At 71.8% G+C, this 20842-nt stretch carries 18 protein-coding genes and 1 pseudogene; 7 read left to right on the top strand and 12 right to left on the bottom strand.

Annotated elements, in window-relative coordinates:
- Positions 1-42: 42 nt before the first annotated feature.
- Positions 43-1308 (top strand): alpha-hydroxy acid oxidase, encoded by a 1266-nt coding sequence (locus AMS65_RS06415; RefSeq protein ID WP_053383291.1) that lies wholly within the window; start codon positions 43-45, stop codon positions 1306-1308.
- 139 nt (positions 1309-1447) lie between these two features.
- Here the strand turns inward: AMS65_RS06415 and AMS65_RS06410 are convergent, their stop codons facing one another.
- The 10 genes and pseudogenes from AMS65_RS06410 to AMS65_RS06365 all read right to left on the bottom strand — a co-directional run bounded on the left by AMS65_RS06410 (position 1448) and on the right by AMS65_RS06365 (position 12485).
- Entirely contained in the window at positions 1448-2068 is a 621-nt protein-coding gene (locus AMS65_RS06410; protein ID WP_053383290.1) for a GNAT family N-acetyltransferase, read from the bottom strand.
- Positions 2069-2227: 159 nt separating this feature from the next.
- Positions 2228-2575, bottom strand: a complete 348-nt coding sequence (locus AMS65_RS06405; RefSeq protein WP_157502115.1) for a YciI family protein — start codon at positions 2573-2575, stop codon at positions 2228-2230.
- A gap of 204 nt (positions 2576-2779) precedes the next feature.
- Positions 2780-4771: an FAD/NAD(P)-binding protein gene (locus tag AMS65_RS06400; protein ID WP_053383288.1), complete on the bottom strand. Its 1992-nt coding sequence runs from the start codon at positions 4769-4771 to the stop codon at positions 2780-2782.
- A gap of 124 nt (positions 4772-4895) precedes the next feature.
- Positions 4896-5912: a transporter substrate-binding domain-containing protein gene (locus AMS65_RS06395; RefSeq protein WP_053383287.1), complete on the bottom strand. Its 1017-nt coding sequence runs from the start codon at positions 5910-5912 to the stop codon at positions 4896-4898.
- Positions 5913-6029: 117 nt separating this feature from the next.
- Entirely contained in the window at positions 6030-7067 is a 1038-nt protein-coding gene (locus AMS65_RS06390) for an ABC transporter substrate-binding protein (protein WP_053383286.1), read from the bottom strand.
- Positions 7068-7227: 160 nt separating this feature from the next.
- A complete protein-coding gene (locus tag AMS65_RS06385) occupies positions 7228-7977 on the bottom strand; it encodes an amino acid ABC transporter ATP-binding protein (protein WP_053383384.1) in 750 nt (249 codons plus the stop codon).
- Between the two features lie 195 nt (positions 7978-8172).
- A complete protein-coding gene (locus AMS65_RS06380) occupies positions 8173-9189 on the bottom strand; it encodes an amino acid ABC transporter permease (protein ID WP_053383285.1) in 1017 nt (338 codons plus the stop codon).
- Entirely contained in the window at positions 9186-9773 is a 588-nt protein-coding gene (locus AMS65_RS06375) for a GNAT family N-acetyltransferase (RefSeq protein WP_083451536.1), read from the bottom strand. Before AMS65_RS06375 ends, AMS65_RS06380 begins: the two co-directional genes overlap by 4 nt.
- 157 nt (positions 9774-9930) lie before the next feature.
- Positions 9931-11175 (bottom strand): annotated as a pseudogene (locus AMS65_RS18690) (NtaA/DmoA family FMN-dependent monooxygenase); the annotation flags it as partial.
- Positions 11172-12485 (bottom strand): LLM class flavin-dependent oxidoreductase, encoded by a 1314-nt coding sequence (locus AMS65_RS06365; RefSeq protein ID WP_053383283.1) that lies wholly within the window; start codon positions 12483-12485, stop codon positions 11172-11174. The gene AMS65_RS06365 and the pseudogene AMS65_RS18690, both read right to left, overlap by 4 nt.
- A gap of 260 nt (positions 12486-12745) precedes the next feature.
- On the opposite strand from AMS65_RS06365, the gene AMS65_RS06360 reads away from it, so the two are divergent.
- Positions 12746-13267, top strand: a complete 522-nt coding sequence (locus AMS65_RS06360; RefSeq protein ID WP_053383282.1) for an NADPH-dependent FMN reductase — start codon at positions 12746-12748, stop codon at positions 13265-13267.
- Positions 13264-13827, top strand: a complete 564-nt coding sequence (locus AMS65_RS06355) for a flavin reductase family protein (RefSeq protein WP_083451518.1) — start codon at positions 13264-13266, stop codon at positions 13825-13827. Before AMS65_RS06360 ends, AMS65_RS06355 begins: the two co-directional genes overlap by 4 nt.
- Positions 13828-13874: 47 nt before the next feature.
- On the opposite strand, the gene AMS65_RS06350 is transcribed toward AMS65_RS06355, so the two are convergent.
- On the bottom strand, positions 13875-14921 hold the full coding sequence (locus AMS65_RS06350; protein WP_241489357.1) for an alpha/beta hydrolase fold domain-containing protein: 1047 nt from the start codon (positions 14919-14921) through the stop codon (positions 13875-13877).
- A gap of 39 nt (positions 14922-14960) precedes the next feature.
- Positions 14961-15593, bottom strand: a complete 633-nt coding sequence (locus tag AMS65_RS06345) for a TetR/AcrR family transcriptional regulator C-terminal domain-containing protein (protein WP_053383381.1) — start codon at positions 15591-15593, stop codon at positions 14961-14963.
- Positions 15594-15704: 111 nt separating this feature from the next.
- Between AMS65_RS06345 and AMS65_RS06340 the strand changes: the two genes are divergently transcribed.
- From AMS65_RS06340 to AMS65_RS06325, 4 genes are all read left to right on the top strand, one after another.
- Positions 15705-16928, top strand: coding sequence for an MFS transporter (locus tag AMS65_RS06340; RefSeq protein ID WP_241489356.1), 1224 nt, complete (start codon positions 15705-15707; stop codon positions 16926-16928).
- An 88-nt stretch (positions 16929-17016) separates the two neighbouring features.
- Positions 17017-18696 carry an amidohydrolase gene (locus tag AMS65_RS06335; RefSeq protein ID WP_053383280.1) on the top strand — a complete coding sequence of 560 codons (1680 nt, stop codon included), beginning with the start codon at positions 17017-17019 and terminating at the stop codon, positions 18694-18696.
- Positions 18697-18787: 91 nt separating this feature from the next.
- Positions 18788-19657, top strand: coding sequence for an alpha/beta fold hydrolase (locus AMS65_RS06330; RefSeq protein ID WP_053383279.1), 870 nt, complete (start codon positions 18788-18790; stop codon positions 19655-19657).
- A 107-nt stretch (positions 19658-19764) separates the two neighbouring features.
- Entirely contained in the window at positions 19765-20814 is a 1050-nt protein-coding gene (locus AMS65_RS06325) for a lipoyl protein ligase domain-containing protein (protein WP_053383379.1), read from the top strand.
- The last annotated feature ends 28 nt before the right edge of the window (positions 20815-20842 follow it).

Genomic DNA, 20842 nt, shown 5'->3' with positions numbered 1-20842 from the left:
TCCCGCTCGCGTTCCCCCTCGACTCCCGTTAGGTTCGAAAACATGGTCAAGCGTCAGCTCCCCAACCCCGTGGAACTCCTCGAACTCATGCAGTTCAAGAAGCCCGATCTCAACGGCAAGCGGCGGCGTCTCGACTCCGCGCTCACCATCGCCGATCTGCAGCGCATCGCGAAGCGCCGCACCCCGAAGGCCGCCTTCGACTACACCGACGGCGCCGCCGAGGGCGAGCTGTCGCTCGACCGCGCCCGCCGCGCCTTCGAGGACATCGAGTTCCACCCCGACATCCTCAAGCCGGCCGCACACGTCGACACCTCGACCGAGATCCTCGGCGGCCGCTCCTCGATGCCCTTCGGCATCGCGCCCACCGGCTTCACCCGGCTGATGCAGACCGAGGGCGAGATCGCCGGAGCCGGCGCGGCGGGCGCGGCGGGGATCCCGTTCACGCTCTCGACCCTCGGCACCACCTCGATCGAGAACGTGCGGGCCGCGAACCCCGAGGGCCGCAACTGGTTCCAGCTCTACGTGATGCGCGAGCGCGAGATCTCCTACGCCCTCGTCGAGCGCGCGGCGGCCGCCGGCTTCGACACGCTCATGTTCACGGTGGACACCCCCATCGCGGGCGCCCGTCTGCGCGACAAGCGCAACGGCTTCTCGATCCCGCCGCAGCTGTCGCTGTCGACGGTGATCAATGCGATCCCGCGCCCGTGGTGGTGGGTCGACTTCCTCACCACGCCCAAGCTCGAGTTCGCGTCGCTGTCGGCGACCGGCGGCACCGTCGGCGACCTGCTCAACGCGGCGATGGATCCCACGATCTCATACGAGGATCTCGAGGTGATCCGGGAGCTGTGGCCCGGCAAGCTCGTGGTCAAGGGCGTGCAGAACGTACCCGATGCGGTGCAGCTGATCGACCGCGGCGTCGACGGCATCGTGCTCTCCAACCACGGCGGACGCCAGCTCGACCGCGCGCCCGTACCCTTCCACCTGCTGCCGCAGGTGGTGCGCGAAGTGGGCCGTGACGCCACCGTGATGATCGACACCGGCATCATGAACGGCGCCGACATCGTCGCATCGGCAGCCCTGGGCGCCAAGTTCACGCTCGTCGGGCGGGCCTACCTCTACGGGCTCATGGCCGGCGGCCGCGCCGGCGTGGACCGCATGATCGCGATCCTGCGCAGCGAGATCGAGCGCACGATGACGCTGCTCGGCGTCTCCTCGCTCGAGGAGCTGGAGCCCCGGCACGTGACGCAGCTGCGGCGCCTCGTGCCGGTCGAGTCGGAGGCGGCCCGGGACTCGGAGGGCTCGCGGTAGTCGACGGGCCCGGTCCCGGATCCCGAACCCCTGAATGCGGAGTCCCGAATGGCTGCTTCCCCGCCCACGAAGCAGCCATTCGGGACTCCGCATTCAGCGAACCCGGCTCTGCGCACCCGAGCTCAGCCGCGGCGCTGCCTCACCCCAGCCGGGGCGCCCCCGGCTCGATGAGGTGCCGCGAGATGCGGTGCTCGAGGCCGAAGCGCACGCCCGGCCACTCGGGCTGCGTGATCGAGAACACCACCGTGTCGCGCACGTACCCCGCGGCGGGCCGCAGATGCGCGCGCAGGATCCCATCCTGCTTCGCTCCGAGGCGGGCGATCGCGGCGCGCGACTGGTGATTGTGGAAGTCGGTGCGGAACTCGACGGCCGAGCAGTCCCACACGTCGAAGGCGTGGCCGAGCAGCAGCAGCTTCGACTCCGGGTTCGTGCCGGTGCCCTGGGCGCTCGCGGCGTTCCACGTGGAACCGATCTCGACGCGCGGGGTCGCGGCGTCAATGTTCATGAACGTGGTCATGCCGATGACGCGGTCGGTGTCGTTGCGGCGCGCGGTGAAGGGCAGCATGCTCCCCTGCTCCTGCAGCCCGAGCCTGCGCCGGATCTCGGTGTCCATGCCCTCGGGCGTCGGCACGCTCGTGTACCAGAGCCGCCACAGCTCGCCGTCGCGCGCAGCGGCGATGAGCTCGTCGTGGTGCTCCAGGGAAAGCTGTTCGAGGGTGACGAGGCGGCCGCGCAGGGTGCCGGGGTGATCGAGTGCCATGGAGCTATTCTGCATCACGGTGCGGGTGGGGACGGGGCGAAGCGCGACCCGAGTCCGCAGCGAGATCCCGATTCTGGTCGCTCTCCGGGAAGTGGAGCGACCAGAATCGGGATCTCGGCGGGGCTCGAAGCAAGAGCGGGGTCTGCGACCCGCAGGACGTTAGGGGCGCTGCGCCCCCGGCAGGCACTCGCGCACCTCGATGGGCATGCCGATCCCCTCGGCGAGCACGCCGGCGAGCTCCCAGGCCCGGGCCTGTTCCGGCACGCGCACCACCCACACGCGCGCCAGCGGGGCGTCGGCATTCGCCGTCCCCCGCCGCACCTCGCGGTCAAGGCCGACCACCTCGGCCTGCGTCTCGGCGTCGAGCACCTCGGTCCACTCGAGCTCCGAGCGTGCGGCGAGATCGTCCTCGAAGCGCACGAGAAACCCGAGCGCCTCCTCGAGCCGCTCCGCGTCGCGCTGATGGAACTCTGCGGCCTTGCCGTGGAGCAGAAGCATGTAACGCATGGCGCCCTCCGCGTCTCCGAGGCGCCGCGCGGGCTGCACGGCCCCGATGTCTCCATCGTGGCACGATCGCGCCCGGTGGTCGAGAGCGGACCCGGCCCACGCAAGTGGGAGTCGCGTTCTGCCGCTTCGTCTCCGGAGATGCGGCGTGTTGCGACTCCCATCCGCAGATGGCGGGGCGGTGCGGGGATGGTGCTGAGGCGGTGATCAGCGAAGGGCGGCCTGCAGCGCGGGTTCGGAGCCGGCGCCCTCACCCGCCGCGAATTCGAGGATCGCGCGGGCGCACCGGTCGTGGATCCGGAACGGCAGCGCGTCGATGCCGGGGCGCGTGAACGCCCCGCCGCTCGGCCCGGCGACGAAGGGACCGAGCGCGAACTCCCCCGGGCGCCCGGGCAGGCCGCCGTCGGGCGCCGCCTCGATCTGGCCCGTGGTCGCGGTGCCGTGCTCGTCGGACACCGTGAGCTCGCGCACGCGCCCCTCGTCGACGAGTCGCCGCAGCAGCGGGTTGTCGCTCCCCGCCGCCGATGCCTCCGGCAGCCAGGCGTCGATCAGCGTGCGGGCGGTCGCCTCCGAGCGCACCGTGCCGCCGTCGGTCCCGGCGGACCCCGAGGCGGCGAAGACGCCCGCCGCCTCGTCGGTCACGAGCTCGAGGTCCCCGCCGAGAAAGCACACCGTTCCGGCCTCGGCCAGCGCGAGCAGCTCTTCGAGCCGGTGCCCGGGCGGGCCGCTCGCCAGGTAGCTGAAGTAGCTGTGCCAGCGCCTCGGCAGCTCGTGCGTGCGTGCACGCGCGTTCCACCGCTCGGGCGGCACCTCGGCCAGCGAGAAGTAGACGTGCAGCGCGGTCATGAAGAGGGCGAGTGCAGCACTGTGGCGCTGCGACGTGCGGTGCCGCAGGTCGCGCACGATGTGCCGGCGCACCCGCTCATGAACCGTGCGCGGCCCGCCCTCGACTCCGTCCACCGGATGCGCGTCGAGCGCACCGGGCTCCTCGAAGACGAGCGGGCGGTCGAAGGCGTCGAGGTCGAAGCGGTCGTCCGGGTCGGGTACGTGCGCGCGCACCAGTTCGGCGAGCTCAGCCGAGGCGATCCCCCGCCCGCCGCGCAGAACGCTCCGCAGCCGGGGAGCGAAGTCCTCCCAGCCGCCGCCGACGCGCTCCGGGTGGCCCGTGAAGAGTTCGCGATAGTAGCCCGTGACGAGCTCCGCGGAGACCAGCGGCCAGACATCGCGCTCGAAGTCGAGGAGGTCGGACCGCTGCCCGAGCGCGGCGTGGAAGCCGGGCCCGAGATACTCCAGTTCGACGGGATCCCCCACCATCCGGCTCGTGATCTTCGAACGGTACGGCACGCCGCGCCGGGACCCGAGGTGCAGCACCGGCTCCCGGCCGCTCGGCTGATAGCGCAGAGCGCCCCGGCCGTCGCGCTCGAACCGCCCGCCGCGCCCCTCGGTGAGCAGCACCACCAGGTCGACGGCCGCCAGCCCCATGCCGCGCACGATCACGTCGGCGCCGGCAGGCACCCAGTCGAGGTCGATGTCGGCGGTGAAAGCGGGGGCGACGTAGTCGAGCCCGTGACGGTCGGCGAAACCGGCGAGCCGGATCGACTCGTTCGAGGGATGCGTGCCGTTGTGCCCCAGCGCGTACACGACGACGTCGGCCTCGAGCACGGCGCCGGAGCCGAGGATCACGCGAGTCGGATCCGCGCCCTCCACCGACACCGCGACGTCCTCGTGCCACTCGACGCGCACCGCGTCCCCGCCCCGCCGCCGAACCTCCTCCAGCGCCCAGCTCAGGTAGGCGTTGTTCAGGCGGCGCGTCGGGAAGTCGCGATCCGCGATCCCGTCGATCTCCCGGTCGAGCGCGGCGTCGCTCCACTCCGGCCGCGCGATCTCCCCGCCGCGCACCGCCCGCACCCACTCCGCGAGCGAGGGGCCGGGGTCGACCGGCCCCGCGATCCGGCACGACGCATCGGTGAAGAACGCGACGTCCTCGAGCATCGAGTTGAGCTTGAGCAGCGGCGACTGATCCCGGCGCCAGATGCGCCCGCCGCCCGGCCGGTGCGGGTCCACGAGGCGCACGTCGAGGCGGGTGTCCGGCGCCAGCTGCTCGCGATTCGCGACGATGCGCTCGAGGAGCATCACGGCGGCCGGGCCGGCGCCGACGCAGACGATGCGGACTGGGCGGGCGGGAGGAGTGCTCGGCATGGTGGGGGCTTTCCGGTTCGGTGATGGTGGATCCTGCGACTGCGCTCGCTGCGCTCACTCCGCGCAGGATGACGGGGTGGCCGCTCGCTGCGCGCAGGATGAACGCGCGGAGTGCCGCGCGCGGCTACGGCCGCGGCAGCCCCGGCGGGTTGACGAGCGACTCGCCCACGGCCTCGTCCTCCTGGCCCCAGCGCGCGAGCACCTCGTCGTAGACCCCGGTGGCGATCAGCTCGTTGATCACGATGGCCACCGGCTCGGCGAGGCCGCTGCCCGTGGCCGTGGCGGCGCCGACCTGCCCGGTGACCGGGAACGCACTGTTGAACTTGCCGACCACGCGGGTCTCGCCGAGCGTGGCCTCCTGGAACTTGGCGGCCGAGTAGGGCTGGATGCTCGCGTCGACCCGGCCGGACGTGAGCGCGAGCAGGCCCGCGGCGTTGTCGTCGTAGTAGACGGCCTCACCCGGAGGGATCCCCGCCTCCTCGTTCTGCGCGAACCAGTCGAGCAGGAACTTCTCCTGGTTGGTGCCGCTGCCCACGACCACCCTGAGGCCGGACACGTCCTCGGGCTTCGAGATCTCCTGCACGTCGCTGCCATCGGCCACGATGAAGCCCATCACGGCGTCGCGGTAGGTGGCGAAGTCGAAGAGATCCTTGCGCTCCTCGGTGACGCCGATGTTCGTGAGCGCCAGATCGTACTTGCCCGACTCGACGCCGAGCGGCCAGTCGGCCCAGGCCACGTTCTCGGGCGCGTACTCGAGACCGAGCCCCTCGGCGATGAGCGAGCCGAAGTCGGGGTCGCTGCCGATGATGGTCTGCGCGTCGTCCTCGGCGAAGAAGGAGGTGGGCGGGGCGCCCGCGCCGCCCAGCGCGATCGTGAGCCTGCCCTCCTGGATCGGCTCGAATCCGCTCGCCTCGAGCGCCGCGACCGCCTCGGGAATCGGATCGATGTGCGGGCGGGTCTCGAGGTTGGCCGTCGTGAGGTCGAAGGCCGCGGCGGTCGTCTCCGGCTTCGGTTCGACGGAGCCGGCCGCTTCCGAGCCCGACCGATCGGTGACGACGGCGGAGCATGCGGCGAGAGCGAGCGCCGCGAGGGCGGCCGCCGCGGTGAGCGCGGTGCGGGTGATGGGTGTGCTGCGTGACATGGGGATGCTTTCTGGGTCGGGAGTGAGCCGGGGTCGGAGATCCGGCGTCGGTCGGCCCGCTGAGCGGACCTCCCGACGTGACCCAGATCTCCGACCGGGGCCGCGGTGCCTGATCGGCTACGGGCGGGGCAGGCCGGGCGGGTTGACGAGCGACTCGCTCACCGCCTCGTCCTGCAGATCCCAGCGCTCGAGCGCCTCGTCGTACACGCCGGTCTCGATGAGCTCGTTCAGCACGATCCCGACCGCGTCGATCAGGCCGTTGCCCTTCGCGGTCGCGACGCCGATCTGGGCGTTCGCGGGGAAGCCGCCGTTGACCGTGCCGACGACCTTCGACTCGCCGGTGAGGGCGGCGGCGAAGGCGGCGGTGGGGTTCGGCCCGAAGATGGCGTCGACCCGGCCCGAGGCGAGCGCGAGCTGCGAGGCGGCGTTGTCCTCGTAGTAGACGGGCTCCCCGGGCGGGAGTCCGTTCTTCTCGTTCTCCTCGAACCAGCCCAGCAGGATCTTCTCCTGGTTGGTGCCGCTGCCGACGACCACCTTGAGGCCCGAGACGTCCTTCGCCTCGGTGATCGAGTCGATGTCGCTGTCGGCCTTCACCGCGAAGGCGACCACGTCGTCGCGGTGGGTGGCGAAGTCGAAGAGGTCCTTGCGCTCCTCGGTGACGGTGACGTTCGAGATGACCGCGTCGTACTTGCCCGACTCGACGCCGAGCGGCCAGTCGGCCCACGCGACGTTCTCGGGCGTGTACTCGAGGCCCAGGCCGTCTGCGACGAGCTGGGCGATGTCGGGCTCGATGCCCAGAAGGGTGCGGTTGTCGTCTTCGGCGAGGAAGCCGAGCGGCGGCTCGTAGGCGGAGTGCGCGATCGTGAGCTTGCCCTCCTGGATCGGCTCGAACCCGCTCGCCTCGAGCGCCGCGACCGCCTCGGGGATCGGGTCGATGCGCGGCCGGCCCTCGGCGTTGGCCGAGCTCAGGTCGAACGGGGACTCCGCGGTGGCGGAGTCGGAGGATGACCCGTCGGAGCCTCCGGGCACCGCGCTCGAGGACGCGGTGCTGCAGGCGGTCAGCCCGGCGAGCGCGATGGCGGCGAGCGACGCGAGCGCGATCTTGGCGGCGCTGCGGGTGCCCGCGGTGCGGGTCTGATTGGGTGGCGTATTCATGGGTGGGTGTTTCCTTCTCTGGGTGTGGTGGTGTTCGTGTCGGTGGGATGGTGTTCCGCCGGTCGAGCGACGAGCCTGCGAGGAGTCGCAGCCGCGGGCCTCTGGTTTCGACTCCGCTGCGCTCCGCTCAACCGGCGGCGGACTCGGCCGGCGGCAGGGTCTAGATAACCCAGTCGAGGAACTCCTGGGTGCGGGCCTGCTCGGGAGAGCGCAGTACCTTCTCGGGAGCGCCCTCCTCGACGACGCGGCCGCCGTCGAGGAACACGACGTGGTCGGCGACCTCGGCCGCGAAGCCGATCTCGTGGGTCACGATGATGAGGGTGGTGCCGCTGTGCGCGAGGTCGCGGATCACGCTGAGCACCTCGCCCACGAGCTCGGGGTCCAGCGCGCTCGTCGGCTCGTCGAACAGCAGCACGTCGGGGTCGAGCGCGAGCGCGCGGGCGATCGCCACGCGCTGCTGCTGCCCGCCGGAGAGCTGGCGCGGGTAGTGATCGGCGTGGTCGGCGAGGCCGACGCGCGCGAGCAGTTCGCGCGCCCGCTCGATCGCCTCGGCCCGCTTCGCGCGCTTCAGCCCGATCGGCGCCTCGATGATGTTCTCGAGCGCGGTGAGGTGCGGGAACAGGTTGAAGTTCTGGAAGACCATGCCCACGCGGGTGCGCCGCTGCAGCACCCGCTTCTCGGGCAGCTCGTGGAGCCGGTCGCCCCGGCGCTCGTAACCGATGAAGTCGCCGTCGATCGTGATCGAACCGCCGTCGATGGTCTCCAGGTGGTTGATGGCGCGCAGCAGGGTCGACTTGCCCGACCCCGAGGGGCCGAGCAGCGCGACGACCTGGCCGGGCTCGACCGTGAGCGTGATGTCGTGCAGCACCTCGCGGGTGCCGTACGACTTGTGCACGCCCGAGATCTCCACGAGCCCGGTCGGATCGGAGGCGACTCGCTCGGGAGTCGACCCGGTGGCGGGAGCCGGCTCGGCAGCGGACGCCGGTTCGGTCTCGGGGACCGTCTCGGCTCCGCCTGCGGGCGCCGACTGCCCGGCGGGCGCGGGATCGATCCCGGGGTCCCGGGTCGTCGTCTCTTCGATGGTGCGAATGGTCACGTCGGCCTCCTAGTGCTGACTCGAGTTGATCGCGGCGACGGATGCCGCCGGGAGCTGCTGCTGCGAGCCGCTGCGCACCCGCTCGACGGCCCCGCGGATCGCGCGGCGCGCCTTCTGGATCGGGGTCGGCGGCAGCTCGCGGGCCGTGCCGCGGGCGAAGCGGCGCTCGATGTAGTACTGCGCGACGCTCAGCACGGTCGTGAAGATCGTGTACCAGACGGCGGCGACGAGCAGCAGCGGGATCACCTGCTGGTTGCGGTTGTAGATGACCTGCACCGTGTAGAACAGCTCGGGCAGCGCCACGATGAAGACGACCGAGGTGCCCTTCAGCAGCCCGATCACCTCGTTGAAGGCGTTCGGCAGGATCGCACGCGCCGCCTGCGGCAGCACGATGCGGAAGAAGCGGCGGGAGCGCGGGATCCCGAGCGCCTTCGCGGCCTCGATCTGCCCCTGGTCGACCGACAGCAGCCCGCCGCGGATGATCTCGGCCGAGTACGCCGCCTGGTGCAGCGAGAGTCCGAGGATCGCCGCGACCGAGGACGAGAGCAGGCGAACGGTGTCGAACTCGACGATGAAGAAGTCGTAGGTGAAGGGCCAGCCGATCCCGAGCGTGGGGAACAGGTATCCGAGGTTGTACCAGATGACGAGCTGCACGATCAGCGGCACGGAGCGGAAGAACCAGATGAACCCCCAGGCGAAGGAGTTCAGCAGCGCCGAGCCGGAGAGACGTGCGAGCGCGAGCAGCGCACCCAGCACGAAGCCGATCACCGCGGACACCGCCGTCAGCCAGAGCGTGAGCCAGAGCCCTCGGAGCACGGCGTCGTTGAAGAAGTACTCGGCGAAGATGTGCCAGCGCCACTGCTCGTTGGAGAAGAACGTCCACACGAGCTGCGCGAGCAGGAACACGGCGACGGCGCTGAGCCCCCACCGCCACCAGTGCCGCAGTGGCACGACATCGAGGGAGACGGGCCGGGCGGAGGGGGTGCTCACCGCCTCGGACTTCGGAGGATCGAGGGTGAGGGTCATGGTCGTGATTCCTGTTCGGTTTCGGCGCCGGCGCTCGCGGCCGGCGGGAGGAGTTTCTCGAAGGGGTGGACGCCGATCTCTGCGGCGGGCCGCGCGGGGTCGAAGAGCGGGGTGTAGCCGTGCGATCGGTACAGGCCGACCGCCTCCGGCTGCCGCGGCCCGGTCGTCAGGTAGATGCGCCGGTAGCCGGCCGCCGCCGCGCGGCGCTCGAGCTCGGTGAGCACGAGCTTCGCGAGCCCCCTGCCGCGCAGGTCCGAGCGGGTCCAGACGCGCTTCACCTCGGCGGTGGTGTCGTCGTAGCGCATGTACGCGCCGCCCGAGATCGGTTCGCCGTCGCGCAGCAGCAGCAGGAACAGCCCGTGCGGCGGCGCGAAGGCCTCTGCGGGGTAGCGGTTGATCTCGACGATGGCCGGCTCGCCGAAGACCTCGACGCCGTAGCGCTCGTCGTACTCGCGCTCGAGGTCGGCGAGCAGCGGGGCGCCGAGCGGATCGGAGTAGGCCACCGCCGCGAAGGTGTCGCCCGGGGCGTTCTCGACGGCGGGCGAGCGAGCATCGACCCGCGATCCGGCGGTTGCGATGCTCATGCCGCGACCTCCTCGGCGTCCTCGGAGCGGCGGGACGGGGCGGTTGCGGCAGCCCGAGCGTGCGGCGCAGCGTGACGTTGGCCCCGGTCTCCGGATCGGTCTCGTACTCGGTGCGGAACACGCCGCGCTCCTGCAGCAGCGGCACGACCCGGTCGACGAACTCGTCGAGGCCACCCGGCGTGAGGTGCGGCACGAGCACGAAGCCGTCGGACGCGCGGTGCTGCACGTGGCGATCGAGTTCGGCGGCGACGGTCTCGGGCGATCCGACGAAGCTGTGCTGCGCGGTCTCCGCCGCCACCAGCTCGCGCAGGGTGAGCCCCTCGGCCTCGGCCCGTGCGCGCAGCTGGGCGGCGCGGGCGATCCGATCGTCGACGCGCGTGGAGACCTGCCCCAGGCGCTGCTCTCCCTCGCCCGGATCCTCGGCGGGCAGCGCGCCGTCGGGATCGAGCCCCGGGAGTTCGCGACCCCAGATGGCCTCGATCCACGCGACCGCGGTCTGCGGGCTCGTCTGCGCGAGCGCGATTTCGAGGGAGCGCTCGCGCGCCTCGGCATCGGTGTCTCCGAGCGCGAAGGTGGCGCCCGGCAGGATCAGCAGCGACTCCTCGCTGCGACCGGCCGCGGGCAGCCGGCCCTTGACGTCGCGGTAGAACGTGCGCCCCTCCTCGAAGCTCGTGTGACGCGAGAAGATGATCTCGGCGTTCGCGGCGGCGAAGTCGCGCCCGGCGGGCGAGTCTCCCGCCTGCACGATCACCGGATAGCCCTGCGGGCTGCGCGGCACCGTGCTCGTCGCGGCCACCTGGAACTGCTCGCCGCGATGCAGCACGCTGCGCACCCGATCGGGGTCGACGAACCGGCCGTCCTGCGGATCGGCGACGACCGCGTCGGGCTCCCAGGAGTCCCAGAGCGCCTTCGCGAGGGCGACGAACTCCTCGGCTCGCGTGTAGCGCTCCTCGTAGGGCAGGTAGCCGCCGCGTCGGAAGTTGCCGCCGTGGAAGGCATCCGGCGAGGTGACGACGTTCCAGCCGACGCGCCCGCCCGAGAGGTGGTCGATCGTGGCGAGCTGACGCGCGAGCTCGTAGGGCTCGTTGAAGGTGCTCGACAGCGTGCCGACCACGCCGATGCTGCGGGTGACCGAGGCCAGCGCCGCGAGGATCGCGAGGGTGGCGGGGCGGCCCGCCACGTCGAGGTCGTGGATCCTGCCGCCGTGCTCGCGCAGGCGCAGGCCCTCGGCGAGGAAGATGTAGTCGAAGAGGCCGCGCTCGGCGGTCTGGGCGAAGTGCCGGAACGACGCGAAGTCGATCTGGCTGCCCGATTCCGGATCGCTCCAGACCGTCGTGCTGTTGACACCGGGGAAGTGCGCGACGAGGTGCACCTGCCGCTTGCCGCTCGCGTGGCCGCTCATGCCGCTGCCTCCACGGTCTCGCCGGCCGTCTCGGCCGCGTAGCGATTGACCGCACGCGCGAGGCCGAAGCGCTCGCGCAGCGTTCTCGGATCGTCCGGTTCCGCCGCGAGGCCCCGCTCGCGCAGTCGCGGCAACAGGGCATCGGCGATGGCCTCCAGGTCGCTCGGCAGCGCCAGCGGGCGCAGCCGCACGCCGTCGATCCCGGCATCCCGCCAGTCGTCGATCAGCGCGGCGATCTCGTCGGCCGAACCGACGGCGAGCGCGGCGTCGCTCTCGAAGCCCGTCTCCGCGAGCGCGTCGAGACGGGCCAGACGATCCTCCGCCCGCTCCTCCGCCGTGTCGAGCGCCACCACCAGGTCCGCGACGATGCGCAGCGGCTGGAGCCCGAGCGCGTCGCGATCCGCCTCCTGCTCCGCGGCGCGCACCGCCGAGACGATCTCGGCGACGGAGGATCCGCGCGAGGCGCCGGAGCGTGCCGAGCGGCTCTCCGGCGTGACGAAGACGACGTCCGCGGCGCGGGCGGCGAGCTCGTAGACGGGGGTCGAGTGCGCCAGCAGCGTCACCGGCAGCTGCCCCTGCGGCGAGCGCGGCACGATCGAGGGGCCGACGACGGAGAATCGCTCACCGGCGAAGTCGATGTGGTGCACTCTGTCACGGTCGAGGAACTTGCCGGTGGCGACATCGCGGATCACGGCGTCGTCCTCCCAGCTGTCCCACAGGCGACGCGCCACCTCGGCCGCGTCCGCGGCCTCCCCGATCAGCTCGTCCAACCCGGCGTCGGACGCTCCCGTCACGACGCGCTCGAAGTCGATCGCCGGCGCCGGCTTGCGCCCGAAGGCGGCTGCCGCCGCGGGCTCTCCCGAGAAGCGCAGCTGCCAACCGGCGCGTCCCTCGGAGACGTGGTCGAGGGTCTGCAGCGCGGTCGCGACGTGGAAGGGCTCCGTGTGGGTGGTGGTCACGGTGGGGATGAGCCCGATGCCCCGCGTGCGCGGTGCGATCCAGCTCGCGATGAGCAGGGCGTCGAGGCGGCCCTCGACGATCGCGGGCTGCGGTCGCGGCGGCAGCGCGCCCACGGACCGGCGCCCGAACGGGTGCGCGCTCTGCAGACGGAGCGCATCCTCGATCGTGGCGTAGTCGATCCCGGCAGTGTCGGCCCGGTCGATGAGATCGTGCCAGTAGCCGGCCGAGAAGATCTCGGTCGCGCGAGCGGTCGGCTCCCGCCAGGCGGCAGGGTGCCAACCGGCACCGTCGAGCGCGACACCAACGGTGAAGGGAAGCTCAGGGGTGTTCCGTTTTGTTATGGGAGACATGCTGCGAGCTTATGTTTAGCCCTCCGGGTCCTCGCAACAACGTGACGGAAAATGACCGTTACGCTCTGTTGCGGCCCACCCCCGCAGTGAGGGAGCCCCACCGCCTACACTGACTTGCAACCCCGCAGGATGAGATCCCGCGGCGACTCCGCGACATCACACCGTGGATCACCCGCCGCCCGCCGGGCGACGCAGCGCGCCGTCCGGTGGACGACCACCGGCCGCGCCCGACTGCAGCGGCCGTCCTCGAAGGGAATGCCATGTCCACCATCTCCGTCATCGTCGGAAACCCCAAGCCGCACTCGCGCACCCGCCAGATCGGCGAGGAGCTCGCGCAGCGACTCGCCGCGCTCACGGGAGCCGAGATCCTGCCCACGGTCGACCTCATCGAGCACGCCGATGAGCTCTTCCGCTGGCCCTCGGCGACGCTCGACCCGCTGAACGAGCAGCTGCGCACATCGACCTACGCCGTCATCGCCACCCCCACGTACAAGGCCAGCTACACCGGCCTGCTCAAGGCGTTCCTCGACCGCTATCCGGCGCAGGGGCTCGAGGGGGTCACCGCGATCCCGGTCTTCACGATCGCCTCGGACGAGCACGCACTGGCCGTCGAGTTCACGCTGCGGCCGCTGCTCGTCGAGCTGGGCGCGAGCGTTCCCACTCGCGGGCTCGCGTTCCCCACCCCGCGCTTCGACCGGCGAGACGAACTGCTCGACGAGTGGGTGGCGGGCCAGGGCTCGCTGCTCCCCGGAGCGGCCGAGCGCGCGGAGGTCGGCGCATGAGCCCCGACACCTCCGCCATCACCCGCCCCGAGCAGCGGCTCGACGCCCCGGCTCCCGCGGAGCCGTCGGCGCCCGTGCTCTTCGACGAGCGCGAGTACCGCAACGCCATGGGGGCGTTCGCCTCCGGCATCACCGTGATCACGACGCAGGGAGCGACGGCCCCCGTCGGCTTCACCTGCCAGTCGTTCTACAGCGTCTCGATCGACCCGCCGCTCGTCTCCTTCTCGATCGCCCGCACCTCGCAGAGCCTCGCGGCCGTGCGGGAGCACCGGCAGGTCGTGGTCAACTTCCTGAGCGCCGCGCAGCAGCACCTGAGCGCGCAGTTCGCGCGCTCAGGCACCGACAAGTGGCAGGGCGTCTCGTGGCACCCCTCCGAGGCCAACGGAGCACCCACGCTCGACGGCGTCACCGGCTGGGTGGCCGGTGAGATCGAGCGGGAGATCGAGGCGGGGGACCACCTCATCTTCCTCGTGCGCGTGCTCGGCATCTCTACCGATCCGGATCGCGCCCCGCTGCTCTTCTACCGCGGCGCCTACCGCGAGCTCGAGTACATGATCTGAGGATCGCGCGGTCGCCTTCGGATCCTGCGTACTGCGACTCGCTCCGCTCAACCGGCGGTGGGGGCCAGGATCCCCCGCAGCTCCCGCACGAATCGGTCGATCGTCTCCTGCGCGTCGGCGCGGGCCTGATCCGACTCGTCGGGCCGGTTGAGGTAGCCGTGCACCGTTCCCGGCTGCACGGCCTCGACCACCGGCACGCCCGCTGCCCGCAGCTGCTCGGCGAACTCCTCGCCCGAGGCCCGCAGGTCGTCGGCGTCGGCGTTGACGATCACCGTCGGGGGCAGCAGCGCCAGCCGCTCGGTCGGCAGCTCGCCCACCACGACGGCTCCGGCCGCCGCCAGGCCTCCCGGCTCGCCCAGGTAGAACGCGTACATCTCGGCGATGCGGTCCGCATCGAACCGCCGCTGCTCGGGCAGCCGGGCCGTCGCCGCGGCGAGCGCGGGATCGGCGCGCTGCACCCGATGCAGCGTGGGGTATTCGAGGATCAGCGCATCGGCCGCGCGCGCCGCCCCCGAGACCGCGAGGTCGGCCTGCGCCAGCGCCGCCAGGGCGGCGAGGTGGGCTCCGGCGCTCGCCCCGCCCGCTACGAGCGGTCCGTCCTGCTCGGCCGCCCAGCCCAGCACCGCAGCCACGTCGTCGCTCGGAGCCGGCGCCTTGATCGTGTCGCTCGCCAGCGCGTAGTCGACCGAGTAGACCCGCATCCCGGCCTCTGCGAAGCGGCGCGACACCCAGTCGGCCTCAGGCCAGTCGAGCGTGCCGCGCACGAATGATCCGCCGTGGGCCCACACGAGGGTCGCCCACGGGGCCTCGACCGGCAGGTACAGGCGCACGGGAACCGAGGCCGAGCCCGCTCGCTCGGGCGCTCCGGCGTCCCGATCCCTCGGCGCTCCGGCGACCTCGATCGTGCTGATCCGCATGCTCGTCCCCTCCTCGATCGACGCGTAGACCGGCTCCGCCGCCGGCGCCCCGTCCCCGCCGGGAAGCGCCACGGCGATCAGCGCCGCGCCCCCGAGCGCACCCGCGCAGAGGGCGATGCTGATCCGGGAGAGCCCGCCCCGCCGCCGGGCCGGCCTCCGACGATGCGGGCGTGGCACAGGCACAGTGTACGTCAGCGCCCGGCGCGATGCTCGCGCTCAGGCATCGGCTCCGCCGCGGGTCTCGGTCTCCCGGACCCGCGCCTCGATGCCCGCGATGATGAGGTCGAGCCCGCGCGCGAACACGCGCCGGTTGCGCTCCGCGCCGGACGGGTGGCCCGGCAGGAGCCCCGCCAGCGTCCCCGTGGCGCGGGCCGGGTCGAGGATCGTGTCGGGCGAGAGCGCGTCGAGCGTCATGCCGAAGGTGAAGGCGTCGATGACCTCGATCGTCGTGAGGATCTCGCCCTGCGGCAGCCCCGCCTCGTCCAGCGCGTCGGCGAGCACGCTGTAGATGCGCAGCACGTCCGGCTCGTCGATGACCACGGTGAGCATGAGCTGCAGCACCCGCGGGTGGTCGGCGTACATGCGCCAGGTGAGCTCCACCTCCTGGCGGATCCGCTGCTGCCAGTCGCCCGCGGCGGGCAGCGGCCTGATGTACTGCGCCACGAGCACCTGGCGCATGGCCTGGATCACGCCGTCGCGCCCCGCCACGTGGTGGTAGAGGGAGGACACGCTCACGCCGAGACGGCGAGCGAGCGGCACCAGCTGCAGCTCGTTGCCGGCCTCGACGAAGTCGATGGCGGCCCGGCCGATGATCTCTCGGCTGAGACGCGCGGTTCGGGGTCTCGCCACGGAGCCTCCCTTCGGATCGTGCTTGACAGATCCTCCCACAGGAGGCACCATGAACACGATAACCGAAATGATTTCGGTTTTACCGTCAGAGCCGTCGGAGAAGAGAATCCCTTGAGCACCCCCTCGCCCAGCACCGACCCCCGCTTCCCGCTCACCATGCGCAACGGGAGCGCGACATTCCTCATCGCCCTCGCGAGCCTGATGATGGCGAACCTCGCGCCGTTCATCATGACCGCGCTCGGAGCCCTCGGCTTCGACATCGTCGCCAGCGGCAACGTGCTCACCTGGGCGCTGCTCGCCTCGGCCGTGGTGGGCCTCGCCACCGCACGTCTCGCCTCGGGGCGCGCCCGTCGCCCACTCGCCATGGCCGGCCTCGCCCTGGCCGTGGTCGCCTTCGGCGCCGCCGCCCTCGCGCCCGCACCGGCCGTGGCCGTCGCCGGCCTCATCGTCGGCGGCGCCGGCGTGGGAGCGGCGATCTCCACGTCGGGCGCGGCGATCGCGGCGCTGCGCAACCCCAACCGCGTCTCGGCCACCAGCGGCCTCGTCAATCGTGTGCTCATCACCGTGGTTCTGGCCGTGATCCCGCTCATCGGCATCTCGCAGGGCAGCGTGTTCGGCACGCTCGCCCTCATCTCGCTCGTGGGTCTGGCGCTCACCTCGTGGCTGCCCGACTCCCCCGAGCACGCCGAGCCCGTCGACGTCACCAGCAGCCTGCAGATCGCCGAGCCCCGGCGCATCACCCTCGCCGGTATCGCCGTGCTGCTCGTCTTCCCGTTCTGGGGCACGAGCGAGGACGCGATCTGGACGATGGCCCCCGTGCTCGGCGACGCGGTCGGACTCGGCGAGCAGGCGCTCGGATTCACGCTCAGCCTCGCGGCGGCCGGCGGCATCCTCGGCATGCTGGTCGTCACGGTCTTCGGCAACCGCATCGGCCGCGCGGTGCCGCTCACCGCGGCGCTCGTGGTCGGCGGAGCGCTCAAGATCTGGGTCGGCTTCACCGACGATCCCGCGCTGCTCGCGGCGCTCATCATCGGCGTCAGCACCGTGTACGCGTTCGCCTTCACCCTGTTCATCGCGACCGCCGCCGGGCTCGACGCCCGCGGCCGGTGGTCGGGCCCGCTGCTCGGCGCCTACCTCGTCGGCTCGAGCTTCGCCCCTCTCATCGGCGGCGCGTTCATCGAGTGGTTCGGCGTGCCGGTGTTCGCCCTGATCATGGGGCTCGTGAGCTTCGTCGTCATCGTCCCCACGATCCTGATCGCACGCGTCTCCGTGGGCGCCGAGCGAGCGCTCGCCCGGTCCCGCGCCGAAGAGCCCGTCGCGCCCATCGGCGCCTGAACGCGGCAGGCGCTCCCGGCCCGGACGTCGCCGGGAGCACCGCTACCATCGACATCATCCGCACACCCTCCGGCGAAAGCGAGTCTCCATGCCCTCCACCTCCACGACGATCTACCGCAACGCCGTCGTCTTCACCGGCGACGCCTCGGTCACGCCGCGGGAGAGCTTCGCCGTGCGCGACGGGCGGATCCTCGCGGCGGGCGATCTCGACGCGGTGCGTCTCGCGGCCGGCGCGGGGGACGCGGGATCCGGCCCCGGATCCGGTCCCGTTGAGGAGGTCGACCTCGGCGGATCGCTCGTCACCCCCGCGGTCTGGGAGGGCCACGCCCACATGCTGATGCTCGGCGAGGCGCTGTCGAAGGTGCAGCTGCGCGACGCGACCACGGTCGCCGAGGTGCAGGATCGCATCGCCGCAGCCCGCGCCGCGAACCCGGACGCGCCGCGCATCACCGGCGTGAGCTGGCGCTTCGACATCTTCGAGGCCGGGGAGCGCCCCACCGCCGCCATGCTCGACGCGGCCGTGTCCGACGTTCCCGTCTTCCTCGACGCGAACGACCTGCACACCATGTGGGTGAACTCCGCGGCGCTCGAGGCGATGGGCATCACCCGCGACACCCCCGACCCGGTGGGCGGTGAGATCGAACGAGATGAGAACGGCGACGCCACCGGCTTCCTGCTCGAGACCGCCGCCATGCAGTACGGCTGGGGCTACCTCGACACCGTGTCCACCGACGAGGATCGCGACCGCTGGCTCGCCGCCGCCTTCGACGCGTACCTCGAGACCGGCGTCACCGGAGCCTCGGAGATGTCGTTCGGGCACGCGGACCTCGCGACCTATCGCCGCATCCTCGACCGCGAGGGCCGCCTGCCCTTCCCCGTGAACGCCCACTGGATCCTCACGGCCTCGGGCGATCTCGAGACCGACCTCGCAGAGGTCGCCGAGGTAGCGCGGATCCGCGACGAGGTCGCCGCGCAGTACGGCGACGAGTGGTTGCGCATCGTGGGCGTGAAGTTCATCCTCGACGGCGTGATCGACGCCTGCACGGCCGCGATGCGGGCGCCCTACGCGAACGGGGCCCTGCCCGGCCCGATCTGGGAGCGCGAGTTCGCCCTGCCCGTGGCCGTGGCCGCCGACGCCGCCGGACTGCAGCTCGCCCTGCACGCGATCGGCGACGAGGCGAGCACGATCGCGCTCGACATGGTGCAGGAGTGCATCCGCGTCAACGGACCCCGCGCCGACCGCCGCGCCCGGGTCGAGCACCTCGAGTCGGTGGCCGACGACACGATCGCGCGCATGGCCGCGCTCGGCGTCACCGCCTCGATGCAGCCCGTGCACTGCGACCCCGCGGTGCTCGACAACTGGCAGGCCGTGCTGGGCGACGAGCGCGCGCACACCGGATTCCCGTGGCACAAGTTCCGCGAGGCGGGAGTGACGCTCGCGCTCGGCACCGACGCACCCACGGCGCCCCACGAGGCGCCCGACAACCTGTTCATCGCCCTCACCGCGAAGTCAGCCCTCGAGCAGAGCCGCGAGGCCTACCAGCCCGAGCGCGTGTTCACGCCGGCGCAGGCGCTCGAAGCCCTCACGCTGGGCACCGCCTACGCCACGAAGCGCGAGCACCAGCTCGGCCGCATCGCACCCGGCTACCGGGCGAACGCGGTGGTGTGGACCGCGAACCCGCTCGCCGACGCCCCGGAGGACCTGCTCGGCACCGCCGCGGCCCTCACGCTGGTCGACGGCGAGGTCGCGCACCGCCGGGCCGAGTAGCGCAGCGCACTGGCGGCGTGCAGCACCTCGTGCTGGCGGCGTGCAGCACCTCGTGCTGGCGGCGCCCAGGCGCGCCCACCAGAATAGGGGCATGAGCGATACCGACGCCTTCGAGCGCACCGAGTTCAGCTACGTCGACGCCCACGGGGTCGAGATCTTCGTCTACGAGTGGGCGTCCGAGGATCCGGTGGGCATCGTGCAGCTCTCGCACGGCATCGGCGACCACGCCAAGCGCTACGACGCGTTCGCGCGCCGTCTCGTCGCCTCCGGCTTCACGGTGTACGCCGATGACCATCGGGGGCACGGCGAGACGGGGCGCAAGCAGCACGAGGGGGATCTGTCCAGGCTGGGGCGCCTCGGCCCGGGCGGGCTGCAGGCCACCGAGGCCGCGATCCTGCAGCTCACCGGCATCGTACGCGAGCGGCACCCCGACCTGCCGGTCGTCATGTTCGCCCACTCGTGGGGATCGCTGATGGCGCAGCGGATCCTGAACGAGCACCCGCGGGCGTGGGACGCGCTGGTGCTCTCCGGCACGGCCTTCCGCACCTTCAAGCACATGGAGAGCGGAGAGCTCAACGCGAAGTGGAAGGCGGATGGTGCGAACGGCTTCGAGTGGCTGAGCCGCGACGCCTCCGTCGGCGAGTCGTTCATCGCCGATCCGCTGTGCTTCGCGGCCGACATCATCAAGCTCTTCGGCGTCGCCGACGGGCTGCGCCTCCTCGGCAAGCCGGGGCACGGGATCCCGCCCGAGCTGCCGATCCTCATCGTCTCGGGCGGCGAGGACCCGCTGAACCGCGGCGACGGCCTGCGCCTGCTGGCCGACGCCTACCGCAAGCGCGGGGTGCGGGACGTCACCGTGAAGCTGTACCCCGGCGCGCGCCACGAGACCCTCAACGAGACCAACCGGGAGGACGTCTTCGCGGACCTCTCGACCTGGATGCTGGAGCGCGTGGCGAACTGACGCCGCTCGTCGAGTTGTCGCGACGCCCCGACTCGCCGCCCTCACCCGGCGCAACGCCAGTGCACTCGCCCAATCGACGGGGAGAGGCGTACTCTAAAACCATGAGCATGCACGGCGAGTACAAGGTTCCGGGCGGCAAACTGGTCGTCGTCGACTTCGACGTGGCCGACGGTCTCATACGCGACTTCCGACTCTCGGGTGATTTCTTCCTCGAACCCGACGACGCGCTCGCCTGCATCGACTCCGCCGTGGAGGGGCTGAACCCCAACAGCACCATCGAGGAGGTGGGCGACGCCATCCGCAAGGCGCTGCCGAGCGAGGTGCACCTGCTCGGCTTCACCCCGGACTCCGTCGGCGTCGCGATCCGGCGCGCCGTGACCGGGGCAGCGCACTGGCGCGACTACGACTGGCAGATCCTGCACGAGCCGCCGATCGCCCCCGTGCTCAACGCCGCCCTCGACGAGGTGCTCACCGCCGCGGTCGGGGAGGGCCTGCGCGGCCCCACGCTGCGCATCTGGGAGTGGAACGCACCGGCCGTGATCATCGGCAGCTTCCAGTCGGTGAAGAACGAGGTCGACGAGGAGCAGGCCGCCGCGTACGGCGCTCAGCTCGTGCGGCGCATCTCGGGCGGCGGTGCGATGTACATGGAACCCGCCTCGTGCATCACCTACGCGCTCTACGTGCCCGGCGAGCTGGTGCGCGGCATGAGCTTCGCCGAGTCCTACGCCTACCTCGACGAGTGGGTGCTGGAGGCGCTGCAGGCGCTCGGGATCGACGCCCACTACAAGCCGCTCAACGACATCACGAGCCCCCACGGCAAGATCGGGGGCGCTGCGCAGAAGCGCCTCGGTTCGGGCGCGGTGCTGCACCACGTCACGATGGCCTACGACATGGATCCCGAGGCGATGACGCAGGTGCTGCGGATCGGGCGGGAGAAGCTCTCCGACAAGGGCACGGCCAGCGCGCAGAAGCGGGTGGATCCGCTGCGCAGCCAGACGGGGCTCGAGCGGGAGCAGATCATCGAGAAGATGGTCGCGGTCTTCAAGCGGCGCCACGGCGGCACCGAGGGCGAGGTCACCGAGGGCGAGTGGGACGCCGCCGAGCGCCTCGTCGAGAAGAAGTTCACCACCGACGCCTGGCTGCGCCGCGTGCCGTAGCCGGATCGTCTCCGGGCCGTTCCGCGTC

Origin of the sequence: Leucobacter celer subsp. astrifaciens, from assembly GCF_001273835.1 — a bacterium.
GTDB classification, from domain to species: Bacteria; Actinomycetota; Actinomycetes; order Actinomycetales; family Microbacteriaceae; genus Leucobacter; species Leucobacter celer.
Note: the sequence above shows the minus strand (reverse complement) of the source record. Positions and strands in the feature narration are given on the sequence as shown.